12 protein-coding genes are annotated in these 16400 nt (G+C 40.8%); 3 read left to right on the forward strand and 9 right to left on the reverse strand.

The features are described from left to right. Positions 1-9: 9 nt before the first annotated feature. From ACQKMH_RS25645 to ACQKMH_RS25675, 7 genes are all read right to left on the reverse strand, one after another. Positions 10-1737, reverse strand: coding sequence for a glycine betaine ABC transporter substrate-binding protein (locus ACQKMH_RS25645; RefSeq protein WP_427590160.1), 1728 nt, complete (start codon positions 1735-1737; stop codon positions 10-12). A 4-nt stretch (positions 1738-1741) separates the two neighbouring features. Next, positions 1742-2947, reverse strand: a complete 1206-nt coding sequence (locus ACQKMH_RS25650) for a quaternary amine ABC transporter ATP-binding protein (RefSeq protein ID WP_427590161.1) — start codon at positions 2945-2947, stop codon at positions 1742-1744. A 1035-nt stretch (positions 2948-3982) separates the two neighbouring features. Further along, a complete protein-coding gene (locus ACQKMH_RS25655) occupies positions 3983-5377 on the reverse strand; it encodes an amino acid permease (RefSeq protein WP_427590221.1) in 1395 nt (464 codons plus the stop codon). A gap of 347 nt (positions 5378-5724) precedes the next feature. Beyond that, entirely contained in the window at positions 5725-7242 is a 1518-nt protein-coding gene (gene hutH, locus ACQKMH_RS25660) for a histidine ammonia-lyase (RefSeq protein ID WP_427590162.1), read from the reverse strand. A gap of 114 nt (positions 7243-7356) precedes the next feature. Continuing rightward, positions 7357-7806 carry a hut operon transcriptional regulator HutP gene (gene hutP, locus ACQKMH_RS25665; protein WP_427590163.1) on the reverse strand — a complete coding sequence of 150 codons (450 nt, stop codon included), beginning with the start codon at positions 7804-7806 and terminating at the stop codon, positions 7357-7359. Between the two features lie 208 nt (positions 7807-8014). Beyond that, positions 8015-9037, reverse strand: a complete 1023-nt coding sequence (locus ACQKMH_RS25670; RefSeq protein ID WP_427590222.1) for a FecCD family ABC transporter permease — start codon at positions 9035-9037, stop codon at positions 8015-8017. Continuing rightward, on the reverse strand, positions 9037-10077 hold the full coding sequence (locus tag ACQKMH_RS25675; protein WP_427590164.1) for a FecCD family ABC transporter permease: 1041 nt from the start codon (positions 10075-10077) through the stop codon (positions 9037-9039). Before ACQKMH_RS25675 ends, ACQKMH_RS25670 begins: the two co-directional genes overlap by 1 nt. Before the next feature lie 136 nt (positions 10078-10213). Between ACQKMH_RS25675 and ACQKMH_RS25680 the strand changes: the two genes are divergently transcribed. After that, positions 10214-11215: an ABC transporter substrate-binding protein gene (locus ACQKMH_RS25680; RefSeq protein WP_427590165.1), complete on the forward strand. Its 1002-nt coding sequence runs from the start codon at positions 10214-10216 to the stop codon at positions 11213-11215. Between the two features lie 105 nt (positions 11216-11320). Further along, the gene (locus ACQKMH_RS25685) at positions 11321-13042 is read left to right on the forward strand and encodes an ABC transporter ATP-binding protein (protein ID WP_427590166.1); all 1722 of its coding nucleotides are present in this window, start codon (positions 11321-11323) and stop codon (positions 13040-13042) included. 119 nt (positions 13043-13161) lie between these two features. Here the strand turns inward: ACQKMH_RS25685 and pbp4b are convergent, their stop codons facing one another. Continuing rightward, positions 13162-14532 (reverse strand): penicillin binding protein PBP4B, encoded by a 1371-nt coding sequence (pbp4b, locus tag ACQKMH_RS25690; RefSeq protein ID WP_427590167.1) that lies wholly within the window; start codon positions 14530-14532, stop codon positions 13162-13164. 84 nt (positions 14533-14616) lie between these two features. Further along, a complete protein-coding gene (locus tag ACQKMH_RS25695) occupies positions 14617-15282 on the reverse strand; it encodes a hypothetical protein (RefSeq protein WP_427590168.1) in 666 nt (221 codons plus the stop codon). 338 nt (positions 15283-15620) lie between these two features. Here ACQKMH_RS25695 and ACQKMH_RS25700 point away from each other — a divergent pair, with 338 nt between their 5' ends. Continuing rightward, entirely contained in the window at positions 15621-16151 is a 531-nt protein-coding gene (locus ACQKMH_RS25700) for an ECF transporter S component (protein ID WP_427590169.1), read from the forward strand. Positions 16152-16400: the final 249 nt, after the last annotated feature.

The following is a 16400-nucleotide window of genomic DNA, read 5'->3' on the forward strand; positions in this document are numbered from 1 at the left end:
TCGCTTTTCTTATTTTAAGTCTTCAATTGAATCAATATCGACGTAATCTGGTACGACCAGTCCATTCTTTGTTCCTTTTAAGTTTGGTCCAAGGTCTACCATTTCATCTTTATACTTATTATAGTATTCAAGATGTGTACCAGGAAGCCATGCAGCCACCATTGCGTCCGCACTTCCGTTTGCAACGCCGGCAAACATTGGTCCGACTTCAACTTGACTTAATGTTACGTCATAACCATTCTGCTCCAGAACTTTGCCAATCACATTTGTGCTGGCAATTTCAGTGTCCCATGCAACATAAACCAGTTTGATTTTTTCACCATTTCCTGATTCAGCACCTTTGGTCCATTGGGATACTTTGTCCTGATTTTCCTTTATCCATTTTTCTGCTGCTTCTGAAGGAGACATACCTTCAGTAACTTTGACCATTACATCTTCCATATCTTTAGTATCCCAGAAGAATTGATCAAGAATTTTATAAGCGCCGGGGGCATCTTTCTCAAGGCCTTTTCTGGCAATCGAATTAATATTTTCAGCCCCGCCAAAGGATTCATTCGGATCTTCGAGATATTTCAAGTTATATTTCGAGAACATCCAATGCGGTGACCATCCTGTAACGACGATTGGTTCTTTTTTATCAATCGCTTTTTTCAATTCAGCAACCATTGCCGCCGAAGACCCTTCAACCAACTTCCAATCATCCAGCTTATAATCATCTATAGCCGTTTTAGTCAACTTCATCAATCCTGCTCCAGGTTCAATTCCGATGATTTCATAATTGGCTTTGGCTGCAAAGCTATTTTTATCCCCGTGCACAGCCGTATCTTTTGTAAAAGCACTGAATAACGCAGTACCTACAACAAGTAACGCCAATATTGTAAAAATGATTTTTCTACTAATGATATGCTCGTAAGCTGGCTTACGTAGGTTTTGTGTAATACGATCGAGAATGATTGCAATGATTACGATGGATAAACCTGCTTCAAATCCTTGCCCAACATTTATTTGGCTGACAGCCCGGTAGACATCCGCCCCAAGTCCAGGTGCTCCAACCAATGAAGCCGTAACTACCATGGATAGTGCTAGCATGATGCTTTGGTTAACTCCTGCCATGATCGTTGGAGTAGCCAATGGTATTTGTACCTTGAATAACTTTTGGCTGCTGGTCGAACCAAAAGCATCCGATGCCTCGATCAAATCATTGGGCACTTCCTGAATCCCAAGATTGGTCATACGGATCGTCGGTGCGATTGCGAAAATGAATGACGCAATGATCCCCGGCACTACCCCTATTCCAAAGAATAATATCGAAGGAATCAAATAAACGAATGCAGGCATCGTTTGCATGAAATCCAAGATTGGGGTAACGATCTTGCGCACCGTTTTATTTTGGGCACACCATATTCCGATCGGTATCCCTATAAGTATGGTTAAGAATCCTGACAATATAACGATAGCCAGTGTTTGAATGCTCGATTCCCAATAACCAAGATTATCGATCAATAGTAAGCTAATGAAAGTAAATATCCCTAATGGCCATCTGCTTGTATAGGTAACCAGAAGGGTTAGGACGATGATTAACACGATGGATGGTCCCGCACTCATTACATCGACCAGGATATCCAATAGACCCTCAATCACATTCGTAATAAGTGTAAATAATCCAGCAAATACAATAGTTATCCAATCCACTAAAGAATCGACCCAAGCTCCCAGTGGGATTTTTGGCATATTCATTGAATTATTCACTCTCCATTTCATTCAAGGAATCTTTATTTCCTGCCAAAGCACCGATAACGGCACCGCGAAGAAGAATTCCTTTAATTCTTTTTTGATCATCAATGACTGAGATTGGCAAGCTTGACGTTGCCATCACATCCATTAGGTTTCCAAGTAATTCATCCTCTTTTACAGTTGGGATATCAGTTGTCATCACTTCTGAAATCGATTGGTTATTGCTCATTGCCTGACGTGCCTGTTCAGCAGTGACGGCACCCAATAACTTCTGCTTTCTATCCACAACAAAAATGCTTGAATACCCTTGTTTACGCATGATTTCCAGTGCTACCCTCGGACCTCTGTCCACTGCGATTTTCTCAGGACGTATCATTACATGTGACGCTGTCAATACTTTTGAAAGATCAACGTCCTCCACGAACTTCTCGACAAATTCATTGGCTGGATTCATCATGATTTGTTCAGGGGTTCCCAATTGAATCACACTTCCATCTTTCATCAGTGCGATTCTATCACCTATTCTTAATGCTTCATCGAGATCATGGGTAATGAAAATGATCGTTTTTTTGTACTGATCTTGGATTTCAATCAGTTCATCCTGCATATCTTTACGTATCAATGGATCAAGAGCACTGAAGGCTTCATCCATCAAGAGGATATCCGTATCACTTGCGAGTGCACGAGCTAATCCAACCCGTTGCTGCATACCACCGCTAAGCTGCGATGGAAGCTGATTTTCGTAGCCTTTTAATCCTACGACTTCAAGGGCCTTCATCGCTTTTTCTTTACGTATTGTTGGATCCGCTTTTTGAATTTCGAGCCCGAATTCAGCGTTTTCCAATATCGTTTTATGCGGAAATAAAGCAAAGTTCTGAAAGACCATGCTTATTTTCTTTTGTCTGACTTCCCTTAACCGGGCAGCGTTCATCTTTACGATATCTTCGCCCCCAATTAAGATTTCACCCAATGTCGGATCGATCAAACGATTGAACATGCGGATCAAAGTGGATTTACCGCTTCCTGATAGGCCCATGATGACAAAAATTTCACCGGGATAAATCTCGAAATTGACATTGTTAACTCCTACCGTTTGTCCCGTTTCTTTCAAGATTTCTTTTTTTGTTTTGCCAGCTATCAATAAATCCGTTGCTGCTTTTGGAGATTTGCCAAAAATTTTCGAGACATTTCTGACTTCTACATATGGCTTCATCAAGTCACCTCATTCTAATAGTTGCCCATATGATTCAGTTTTGCTGAATTTCCCCGTTTTATGCGAGTGATGATTATTAATACACAAGTACCTTGAACTAACCGAAAATGAAAAAGCTATTTTACCCCTACACTTTTTTCATCTGTTCCATTACATATTTACACCGAAAAAAGCGGAATTGACACATATATTAATGGCACCTTCCAGCACAGGGCACAACGTGCAATGAAAAATATTCTATATTTATTATTCCCAAGAATCATTTCTTTACTTGGATTATATATGTGTGATTAATTGAGCATTTCAAGTAGGAAAAAGAGGTGCAATCACAACTGAGGAAACTAGCAGGCAAAACATATACCAACTGTAATATAAACGATTTCCACTTAGAGTTTTTTGTCCAGATGATGGACTAAAGACTACCCTCTAAATTACTTCATTTCCTTAATCAGGTGGAATGATACTTGCAGTGCAGCATGACACCAATACGCATAGAAAAATTGATTATGGGATTCCCATTTCAAGTAGGGAAAAGAGGTGCAATAAAACTGAGGAAACTAACAGGCACAGCATATACCAACTGAATTAAATGGTTTTTTTTATTTTAGAGTTTTGTTCATTCCCAGCACACGGGCTAAACCGTTATCCCTAAAGTACTTCATTACCTTAACAAAGAATGAATATAAATTCAAATGATGTGGGGCGGAATTCTCGCCTATACAGGCAAAAATCACCTTCCAATTGAAAGGTTCCGACATCCAGTGAAAACGTTGATATGCCAGCGTTTTAACAAGTTATTAACCTAAAGGCCCATCTTCCTTCATAAAATTTTTTAGTTTTTTTTAAACCCAAAATGATCCAAAAAACGGAAAAAGCAGTTTTTGGTCAAATAAAACATGTATTTTCTATGCATTTCCCCTTCTGGAGAATCTGGTATTTTGTTCCCGAAACGGCAAAAAAACCTTGAAAAGAATATTCTCATTTCAAGGTTCATAATTAATATTGAATTAATAGTATTGAGAAGCGGAAAGTTCGTTATGCATTCCGGTGTTCATCGAAATCAATTTGGCACTCCTCTAACGGAACTACTTTCGTTTTCTTAATGAACTTATAGCCAAGCCACATTACCAGAAAAAATGGAATGCCAAGATAGGCAGCCATCACACTTGCCCAGTTAATATGATCTCCAATAAAGGCTTGATAGTTTTGCGCCATTAAAACGAAAAAACAAAGGGCAAAGGAAAATATCGGTCCGAAAGGAAACCATTTTGATCGATAGGGAAGATCGTTCAGTGAATACCCTTGAGCAATGTATGCTTTCCTAAATCGGTAATGGCTCGCCGCTATACCGAGCCAAAATATAAATCCAGTGACTCCAACTGCATTCATCAGCCAAAGATAAATGACTCCATCACCGAAAATGGAAGCAAAAAACGCCAACATCCCTACAAGTGAAGTAACAATCAATCCCCAAATAGGAACGCCGCGCTTGTTAAGCTTTCCAAAAATACGCGGTGCCAGCCCTTCGTTTGCCATCGAGTACAACATTCGGCTTGTCACGTAAAGACTTGAATTACCTGCGGATAATACGGCCGTTAAAATGATGGCATTCATCACGGAAGCTGCAAAGGCCAGTCCCACTTTTTCAAATACCATCGTAAACGGGCTAACCATGATCGTGTGTCCCTGCAGACTTCCATTCGTATAAGGAACGATCAATCCAATAACAAGGATTGCCAGGATATAGAATAAGAAAATCCTCCAAAAGATGCTGCGAACTGCACGTGGTACATTTTTTGCTGGGTCTTCACTTTCACCGGCTGCAACACCGACTATTTCTGTTCCTTGAAAAGAAAAACCAGCGGCTATGAAAATACCCAATGTTGCCAAAAATCCACCGGCAAACGGAGCGTCACCCACCGTGAAGTTTTTAAAACCAATCGCCTCTCCGTTCATGATGCCGAATATCATCAATATACCGACAACGATAAAAATGATGATGGTCGCCACTTTAATGAGCGAAAACCAATATTCCCCTTCTCCATACCCTTTAACGGATACGTAATTCAACAAGAATATTAAAACTAAAAACAAAGAACTCCATAAAAACGACGGACTGTTAGGAAACCAAAACTTCATAACCATCGTTGCGGCAGATAGCTCCGCGGCAAGTGTCATCGCCCAAGTGAACCAATAATTCCAACCAAGTGCGAAACCCAGTGCTGGATCGATAAATCGCGTGGCGTATGTACTGAAAGCTCCGCTGACTGGCATAAATGAAGCTAGTTCCCCAAGACTTGTCATAATAAAATAAACCATGATGCCAATTACGGCATAAGCGACCAAAGCCCCACCAGGTCCTGCAGAGTGAATGGCGGGTCCGCTCCCGAGGAAGAGTCCTGTTCCAATCGCCCCGCCCAACGATATCATCGTCAGATGGCGCGCTTTTAGTTTTCTTTGTAAAGAATTTGACGGCTCGTTTTGTTCATTTTCAGCAGGCAGTTGCAATTGCCGATTCTCCAAATTAGATTCCCCTCCAAAAATGCATATTTAATCTAGCACGAATAAAGCATAGTCGATCATTCTCTCAATAGTTTACTTCTTCTATTTCAAGGTCATTTTCTCTTTATGCTGAGACCTTTTTTGGATATAGGAATCTATATAGCATTTACGCAACTATGTTAGGCTTAAATACCCAATACAAAGGGGCATATAAGCCTAACGAATATTAGAAGGAGTCTACGGCATTTTAAAAAACTTATATTCAGCACTTCCCATTATGTCGTAGGTAAGCTCCCATGAATAAATGAATTCCAATCGATTTGATGTAACCAGCTCGCCGTTGCTTCAATGTCTTTTGAAAAAATACGATCTTGCGTAATGCTTGGAATAAGCTTTCTTGCTTCCGTATAAAACTCTTTTGTAAATGGAGCCATCTTTTCAATCCCACGGTATTCCACCGCCTGCAAGGCACAAATGAGCTCAATCGCCAAAACGCGTCGAACGTTTTGAATGATTTGATGGGCGTGTCTGGACCCAATCGTCCCCATGCTTACATGATCTTCCTGGTTCGCTGAAGATGGAATGGAATCCACACTTGCCGGATGTGCGAGTGTTTTATTTTCAGAGACGAGTGAAGCGGCACAATATTGCATGATCATCGCTCCGGACTGCAAGCCAGGCGAAGGACTTAAGAATGGCGGTAAATCATTCAGCTGAGGATTGACCAGTCGCTCAATGCGGCGCTCTGAAATATTCGCAAGCTCGGCAACAGCAATTTTCATGAAGTCCATCGCAAATGCAATCGGCTGGCCATGGAAGTTGCCCCCTGAAATAACCTTTTCACCATCATCAAAAATAAGCGGATTATCCGTCGCAGCATTCATTTCGATTTCCAATTTTTCTTTTACATAATCGAGAGTTTGCCATGAAGCCCCATGCACTTGCGGAATGCATCGAAGGGAATACGCATCCTGAACCCGCAGTTCCCCTTGCTTGGTGATGAGCTGACTGCCGTTGATCATGCGACGAATCCGTTCGGCGACCTCCGTTTGCTGGCGGTAACCGCGTGCTAGATGAACATCCGCATCAAAAGCGTCTTCAATGCCGCGTAACCCTTCTAACGTCAGTGAAGCAATCGCCTCCGTTTGATGGGCCAGCTGTTCGGCTTCAATGTAATTGACGAGTCCCATCCCCGTCATGGCCTGCGTTCCATTAATTAATGCAAGACCTTCTTTTGCTTTAAGTGTCACCGGAAGAATGCCTTCTTTCGATAAAGCGATGATGGCCTCCATTCGCTCTCCTTTATAGAACACTTCCCCTTCTCCCATCAATACTAGCGCCAAATGAGAAAGAGGTGCCAAATCCCCACTAGCCCCGAGAGAACCTTGCTGAGGGATGACCGGATGAATCTGAGCATTCAAAAGCTCGATCAAACGTTCAATGACAACCGGACGAACGCCGGAAAACCCTTTTAATAGCGCATTGGCACGGAGAAGAACCATAGCTCTCGATACCACCTCAGGAAACGGTTCACCTACTCCGCAAGCATGGGAATGAATCAAATTCCACTGAAGTTGCTCTGCGTCCTCTGCATCGATCAACACATCGCTGAACTTCCCGAATCCTGTTGTAATACCGTAGACGACTTTCTTTTGTTTCACGATATTCTCAACCGCTTCCCGGCTTTTTTCCACCTTTTTAACACTCTCGGCTGAAGCCGTGACAAAAGCTTCCCCATACAATACTTTTTTCGCTTCTTCAATCGTTAAAGACTGGCCCGTTAACATAATCATTTCCTGCACCCCTATTCTTTTTTTAAACAAACAAAAGGAGGCCGTATTGACAGACTTATCCAGTCTTTCAATACAGCCCCCTATTTCACTAAATAACTATAGGCTTTTAATTATTCAAATGTGGTTAATTCCCAAGCCAACCGCTTCATGTTCAAATCCCCGAACCGGTGCCCCAATTGTTCCATAAACGGCAACAGCAATCCATTCACCTTCGTCCCCGTTTTTAAACGGCCTGCCCCGAACGATTGCAAACCGAAGGCCTGCCGTCCTCAATAGACCGCCAAGCTCGACTTGGCCGCGTGTCACTCCTTGGAGTGCCTCGAGGATCGCATGATACAGCGCATGCATTTCACGATAAATATCAGGATTGACTAATCCCAATCTTTTCGCTGATGTCTCAATGGCCGCAACTATTTTCTGCAGCTCCATTGAACCGACTTTACCTTTTCCATAAAGCCAATTCATACGCTTTAGATCGGTTGTTAATATGACTTCTTCCTCTTCGTCCGCAAACGCGTACATGATTGCATGGCGCCCGATTCTTCTGTCGAATTCCTTTGTCATGCGGTACCTCTTTTACAATTTTCTAAATACACTAATAACTAAATATTATTGTAAGCGGATACAAGCTGTTTGGTCAACATATTTTTTAATATTTCTTTTTAGGGCTTGCCTATCACCCCCAGTGCCTGTTTATCTTTCTAAAAAAACGGGACTAATTAAAAAAAGCCAATTCTCCTTACAGTACCGGAAAATGGCTTTTTTTCTTATTTTAAATGTTTTTCACGAGTAAGTAGATAAAATACGGCGCTCCTAAAATCGAAACGATAATCCCAACTGGCAATTCCATTGGGGCCATGAGGACTCGTCCCAATGTATCGGCAGATAACAGCAATAATGAACCTAAGATTGCAGTGAGTGGTAATAGTTTTGCATGTCTTGCCCCCACTAATCTCCTGGCTATATGCGGTGCGATCAGACCTAAAAACGTAATGCCTCCTCCAACCGAAACGCATACACCAGCCAATGCGACTGAAATCATCAATAATAGCCTGCGTTCTTTTTCTACCTGTACACCTACTCCAATCGCAATCGAGTCGCCTAAGCGCAAGACATCCAATACTTTTGATTTATAAATCGATAAAGGAATTAGCACGACCAACCACGGTAACAACGCCCATACAAAGGTCCAATTTGTCCCCCAGATCGTCCCGGATAACCAGATTAGTGCCTTCATGAAATTGTTCGGCTCCATTTTCATCTGGAAGATCACCAGACCCGCACCGAATGCTGCATTTATTCCTATGCCTACCAATAATAGTCTCGCGGGCGTCACCCGCCCTTTTTTCCAAGATAATACATAAATTAAAAAAGCGGCAAGAAAAGAACCCAATAAAGCAGTGAACGGCATGATGAATACCGATGCCCCCCCCTTGAAAAATGCAGTGCTTTGGAAGAAGAACATATAAAGTACAACTGTGAATCCTGCTCCTGCGTTGATGCCCAGTATGCCCGGGTCAGCTAGGGGATTTTGAGAAATGCCCTGTAGAATGGCACCTGAAATGGCAATCCCCATTCCAACTAGAATAGCCAGAACAATTCTTGGTAAACGAAATTCGAAAATCGTCAACTCATTTTGAGCAGTGCCGTTTCCTAATAATGTCGTCATGACATCAGTCAATGGAATCTTAATATAGCCTGCATTAATACTAATGAAAAATACAATAACGGTTAAAACGCTAGTTATGAAAAGCAGTTTTTTATACAATCCCTCTTTTGGGGCTGAATGCTTCATCATAATCCCCTCCCTTCATTACGTGCTAAATAAAGGAAAAAGGGGACACCGATAATGGCTGTTATGGCTCCAACAGGCGTCTCGAATGGGGCATTCACCATGCGTCCGACGATATCGGCCACAATCAATAGCACCCCACCCAAAATTGCAGAACATGGAATGATCAGCCGATAATCATTACCTATCAGAAACCTTGTAATATGGGGAATGACCAAACCTATGAATCCTATCATTCCCGCTATTGATACTGCAGCTCCCGTCAGCAACAATACTACAATCGTTCCCATTAGTTTCACTATGCCTGTATTTTGTCCAAGTCCCTTTGCCACTTCTTCACCTAGGCTGAGAATGGAAATAGAACGCGAAAGGGCTAAAGCTAACAATAGCCCGGCCAATATAAATGGCAGCGTAAATAAAACATGCTGCGGCTGCACACTTGAAACTCCCCCAGCAAACCAATAGCTTATATCCTTTGAAATATTGAATTTAATCCCGACTGCCGTAGAAAGTGAGCTAAGCAAGGATGTAATGGCCGAGCCGGCCAACGCGAGCTTTACAGGTGTAATGCCACCTCTCGAAAACGATGTAATCCCGAAAACCAGTGCTGCCCCTAAACCTGCACCTACAAAAGAGAACATCATTAAACCTAGGTAAGTTACACCTGGTATAACCACGAGAGCAATTGCAATTAGGAATGAAGACCCCGCCGTTACACCCATTATCGAAGGTGATGCCAATGGATTTCTTGTCATTCCCTGCATGATCGCTCCGGAAACGGCTAAAGCAGCTCCTACACATATAGCGGCGATTGCACGTGGAAACCTTAATTGCCGAATGATCGTATGTGCCGGATTATCTTCATCGAATTGAAATAATGCGTTGTAAACATCACGATAACTTAAATCGGCAGCCCCAAAGTTAATCGAAGCCACGACCGAAATGAGCAATAAGACAATACCTACTATCATTATTATCAAACTTACTAATCTATTTTTATATGTATTTTGCGGTATCTTATCTATCTTTGTTTTTGAATTCATCTTAACAACTACTCTCTTCATAGTGAAAATGCCAAAAATAACGATTGACAATGAGTGGTTTCTATAATTAAATTAATTGAAATCGATAATCATTATCATCCACGGTATATTTTATCATATCTTTAGGAGGATTCAAATGTATAAAGTGATAAGCACAAAAAAAATGTTACAGGCGATGGGCGCTGGATTATTAGCCCTTTCCTTAGCTGCCTGCGGTGACGAAGAAGCGACGGATAGTCAATCTTCTACAAATAAAACAAATCAAACTTCAGCTAAAGACCAACAAGCAGAAGCCAAAACAAGAACCTTAACGGATGCAATGGGGAACAAGGTAGTTGTCCCAGCTAATCCGAAACGTGTCATCGCTACATATCTTGAGGATAATCTAGTCACACTTGGGATAAAGCCTGTCGCTCAATGGAGTGTGAAAGATGGGGCAAGTATACAGGGGTATTTACAAGACGAACTTGATGGAATTCCTACCATTCCACATGACCTCCCTTTTGAAGCTGTTCAAAAAATGGAGCCGGACTTAATCATCATGGACTCTGCGAGCATGGTTGAAGGCGGAAAGTATGAGCAATATAATAAAATCGCACCTACATATGTAATCGGAACCGAGGTAAACAATGACTGGCGTGATGAACTGAAGCGCGTTGGAGAAGTATTTGGCAAGGAAGAAGCCGCTAAGAAGGCTTTAGAAAAGTATGATGCTAAAGTTGCAAAGGCGAAAGAAACCTTAAAAAAAGAAACGGACAATCCTTCCGTGGCAGCCGTTTGGCTAGTCGGCGGTAAATTCTTCGTGGTAAGCGACAACCTATCCAGCGGAGCTGTCATGTATGATGATTTAGGCTTGAAAGTTCCGGCTGTCGTAAAGGAAATATCCGCTAGTGCAACAGGAAACTGGAGCGCCATCTCTCTAGAGAAGTTAGTGGAAATGGATGCCGATCACCTATTCTTGATCAATAGTGATGAAGCCACTGGCTCTGAAGCCTTGAATGAGTCTTTATGGAAAAGCATTCCTGCTGTAAAATCCGGAAATGTTCATGAGTTTTCTGCTGATGAAAGCTGGTTATACACTGGTGCAATCGCTAATGAACAAATCATTGATAATGTTTTAAAAAGTTTAGTGAAATAATAAACGAGGCTATCACAGACAGTGATGGCCTCTGCCTGTTTCACCCATAAGGGGACCTATTTTCGATTCATGTATAATGAAATCAAGGAAAAATGAGGTTATATCATGTTGACTGTTATCAAGCGTTTCTTAAATTATTATAAACCTTATAAAAGGCTATTCATTATTGATTTTTCATGTGCAGTTTTAATTGCCGTTTTAGAATTGGTCTTCCCTCTGGCAGTAAACCGAATAATAGATGACTTATTACCATCTAACAATTGGAAATACATAATTATTGCTTGCATAGTGCTTCTTTCCATCTACTTATTAAGTACTCTATTAAACTTCATCGTTTCTTACTACGGACATAAACTTGGTATAAATATCGAAACGGATCTTAGGGAAAATCTATTCTCCAAGCTTCAAAAGCAATCCTTTAAATTTTTTGATAATAATAAAACAGGACATTTAGTATCCAGGATGACGAATGATTTAATGGATATCGGGGAAATCGCACACCATGGTCCAGAGGATTTATTTATAGCGTTCATGACCATTTTTGGCGCCTTCTTTGTCATGTTTCAAATTAATTGGCAATTAGCCATTATCGTATTTACCGTCGTTCCTTTTTTAATAATCTTATCCGTTTATTTCAGTCGTAAAATGACAAGGGCTTTCAAAATGATGTTTGGTGATATCGCGAATTATAATGCCCGTATCGAAAATAATATTAGTGGCATCCGCGTTGTCCAATCCTTTACTAAAGAAGCTCATGAAGTTCAGTTATTCAATCGCAGCAACTCAGAATTTCGCCTAACAAAGCTACTTGCTTATAAAATTATGGCGTGGAGTACATCCATGAACTTCATACTTATGAAATTAGTCGCCTTAACCGTGTTAGGCTGCGGAGCATGGTATGTCATCCATGGAAAAATGACTTATGGGGAATTCGTGGCATTCATCATGCTATCCAATATCTTCATAGCACCTATCAAACAAATCAGCTCGATTTTGGAAACCTTGCCAAAGGGGTATGCAGGGTTCAAAAGATACCTGGAATTGGTTGATATGCTTCCAGATATTGATGATGTCAAGGATGCAATCGAAGTTGATCATGTAAAAGGTAATGTAGTTTTTGAAAATGTTTCTTTTGGCTATGAAGCGGACAGAACGATACTGAAGGATATCTCATTTTCCGTAACGGCAGGTAACACGATTGCATTGGTAGGTGCTTCAGGTGGTGGTAAAACAACATTATGCAGTTTGCTGCCCCGCTTCTACGATATCCAGTCAGGAAGTATTCAAATTGATGGCATCGATATCCGGAACTACAAATTGACTTCATTAAGAAAGCATATCGGCATCGTACAACAAGATGTCTTTTTATTTGATGGAACGATTCGGGATAACATCATGTACGGCAATACCGAGGCAACCGAAGCCCAATTGACCCAAGCCATCGAAGATGCTCAATTAAATGACTTGATCGAACAATTGCCCGAAGGCTTGGATACGTTGATTGGAGAACGTGGAGTGAAATTATCAGGTGGGCAAAAGCAGCGTGTCTCGATTGCCCGTATATTCCTAAAGAATCCACCGATATTAATACTCGATGAAGCCACTTCCGCACTAGACACCGAGACCGAAAAAGCAGTTCAGAAAGCATTGGAACGACTCTCGATAAATCGGACTACACTTGTCATTGCACATAGATTAGCGACAATTAAACATGCCGATCGCATCATCGTTGTACAAAATGGGGAAATCATCGAACAAGGTGCCCATGATAACTTGCTCCATCAAGGCGGAGCATATAAAAATCTGATTCTTGCCCAAACTGTATAATTTCAGCTCGGAAACCAACAGCGGTCAGACATTCTGCCATAATCGATTACAAGATAAAAGACCTCCCAACATGAACTAATGGGAGGTCTTCAACTTTTTGGAGATATACATACATACATTCATTCATTCGTTTCCAACGCTTCATAAATAGCAGTCACAACACTTCCATAGCTTCCTGTTTTGAAGAGATCGCCGAAAAACTGATTGGAATTGGCTACAGGGTTGACGAGCGGAGAGTGCTTTTTATTTGTTAGTAACACGATCCCTAAATCTATTTCAGGATCGATGATCGTGACTGTTCCAGTCCACCCCGTATGACCGTAAGCACGGTCGCTCGCATAAGGACCGAACATCCACTCCATGCTAGCATCGCCATTTCGTCTCCAGCCAAGTCCATAGGTTGGATTCATGTCGGAAGGTGCAATGAATTCATCCACCGTTTCTTGATCAAACAACGTATGCTTCCCGTAGCCTCCTCCATTCAGCATCACCTGCAGAAGGGCAGCGAGATCTTTAGTAGTGGAGAAAAGACCTGCATGACCTGAAACGCCTCCCATTGAATAAAAGGCTTTTTCATCATGAACTTCCCCCTGAAGTGTGTATGTTCGAATGTTAGGAAAGTCAATCACCCCATCCCGTGTGTTCCCGAGCAATTCAGTCGCCGCGGCATCCTTTGGCTTAAAGCCTTTCTGAAGGGGATTGAACATTGTATTTTTCAATTTGAGCGGCTTGTACAGCTCATTTTCAACATACGCATCAAGTTGCTGACCTGTAATTTTCTCAACAATGGCGCCGAGTAGCATATAGTCGACATCACTATATACATTCTGCGTTCCAGGTACATATGTCAGCGGTGTTTTGGAGATGAACTCAATGGTTTTATCCCGTTCCTGTGAGTAAAGTTCTTTTGAAACATGTGGATTATGATATTGCGGATCTGGTTTAAAGCCGGCTGTATGATGAAGGACGTCAATAACCCTCAAGGTATCCTTACCTTTAATTACATCCGCTTTCGTATCCTTGAATTCAGGAATATATTGCTGAACTTTTGCCTGGATATCCAGCTTGCCTTCACTGACTAATTTCTGAAGTGCAAAATTAGTCGCATACATCTTCGTGTTTGAAGCAAGGTCAAACAATGTATCGTTTTCCATTTTCTGAAATCTCTTAAGAGGCGTATGTTCATTAAACTTCCGCTTGTACCCGTAGCTTTCATTTTTAACGATTTTTCCGTCCTTTATGACAATCAGGGCAGCACCAGGGAAACCGGCAGCCACTTCCTTTTCAATCAGCCCATCCACCCTTTCAAGCTTTTCCGATGAAAAGCCAACCTCCTCCGGTTTTTTTGCTTTTGTTAACACAGGATATAGGCTGGCTGTTTCCTTCGCAGCAACTTCCTGTATGGTATTTGCTTTGACATAGGATGCCGAAGGTGCAAGTAATGAAAGTGCCAAAATTGAACCTAGTGTGCAACTTGTCCATATTTTCATCATGTTCCCCCTTTGAATGCCTATTTTAGAAAACCATGAAAAACGCGTTTCCAACCCTTTAATACTTTGCCGAAGTTATCATTGCTACTCTAAATAGTTATCAATGAAAACGGATTTAGTTGTTTCTATGTCTGTACTAAAACTCTCATGCCGTTCACTTCCTATTACTTGTAAGTTAAAGCCTGAAGATACTGTTTTAGGTCCTATATGAAGACTTTCATTCTCTAAAAGGTAATGATCACCTTCTAGGTCTATCTCTTCATTCAATCCAGATGAAACGATTAATGCGTATGCAAATTCTTGATTATCAAAAAAATCTTTTTGATTTAAGGTATCGAGGGCTGAAAAAAAACGATCCGCATACATTAACTTTTCATATTGTTGCCATTGGGTTACTGTACTTTTGCTAATTTCAATTTTATTGTCTTCCTTTGATGCACAAGAAAAACAGTTTCTATAATGATAAATTGTATATTCACCAGGATCTTTGTCTACTAAATCAAACTTAACTGAATATATATTGTTCTTTTTATCCAAAATTAATTGGAAGTTTTCAATTTTGACTTTCCTCTTTGATATGTTTAATTTTCCCCTAAAAGATTCCCAACTTTCTTGACTGTTTACCGTTTTAAAGTCAGTCTGTTTATATAAAGGCACTTCTTTTATATAATTCTCATTAACATAATATATTGCAGTGAGTATTGCTATTAATACAAACGTACCGCTAATCGCCCATTTTTTTATATTCAAACCTATCTTCCTTTTTTATCAAGTCCAGCCTTTTCCTAAAACCAACTAAATATTTCTATTTATTGTCAATTTTCAGTATATAATATCTCAAGCATCATTTCAATTTGATATTTATAACTATGAAATGATGTTTTTAATAATGACTTTTCCTGACGATCGTACACTTTAGGGGCCTTCAACTTAATAGATATTCTTGATGAGCATTCATTTTCTATATTCTATATCCCGTTTAACCACTCCCATATGGACTAGAATTCTGTAAATAAATACTATTACATATTTATTTACTACCTATATAGGAGTAGAATATACTTTAAAAAAAAGAAAGAGGCTATCATATGAATTCAGCATACTCACCAACAGAAACGTCTAAAACAAAAGCCTTGGTCATCAATGCACTTTTCATCGCATTGACCCTTGTAGCCACGATGTTCATCAACATAAAGCTCCCTATAATGGGTAACGGTGGCCTGATCCATCTGGGTAACGTTCCTCTTTTTATAGCTGCCTTCGTATACGGCAAAAAATCGGGCGCCATTGCAGGCGCTTTCGGAATGGCCCTTTTCGATCTTTTCTCCGGTTGGGCAGCTTGGGCACCGTTTACATTCATCATTGTAGGAACAATGGGCTTTTTAGCCGGCCTCATAGCCGAAAAGGTACCTGGTAAAAGAGTATTAGTTTACTCAATGGCTGTTGTCGTTGCACTGATTATAAAAATCGTCGGCTACTATTTTGTCGAAGTTATCCTTTACGGTAACTGGATACAGCCATTCGGCTCCATCCCTGGCAATGTTATGCAAGTCGTATTGGCCGGTATCATTGTTGTGCCACTTGTAGGACGCTTAAAGACAAGAGCTCTACAATTATAGGATGAAACATAATTTGGAACTATTTTCAAACCATCCTTCGAATTGATGGATTCGAAAAAGTCCTGCTCCATTTGATAACGGGCTAAAGACAAAAGAAAAGCACCTAATAAAGTAGACACTTTGAAAAAAGAACTACTTTATTGGGTGCTTTTTTATTTGATTTGTTTAATGGTGGAATGACAAAAGAGGTATTCCTTACCCATACTACAGACACGAAATAAAACATATACTGAATGATACTTGAGATCA

The sequence above is a fragment of the Peribacillus sp. NPDC097895 genome, assembly GCF_050277555.1.
Lineage (GTDB): Bacteria > Bacillota > Bacilli > Bacillales > DSM-1321 > Peribacillus.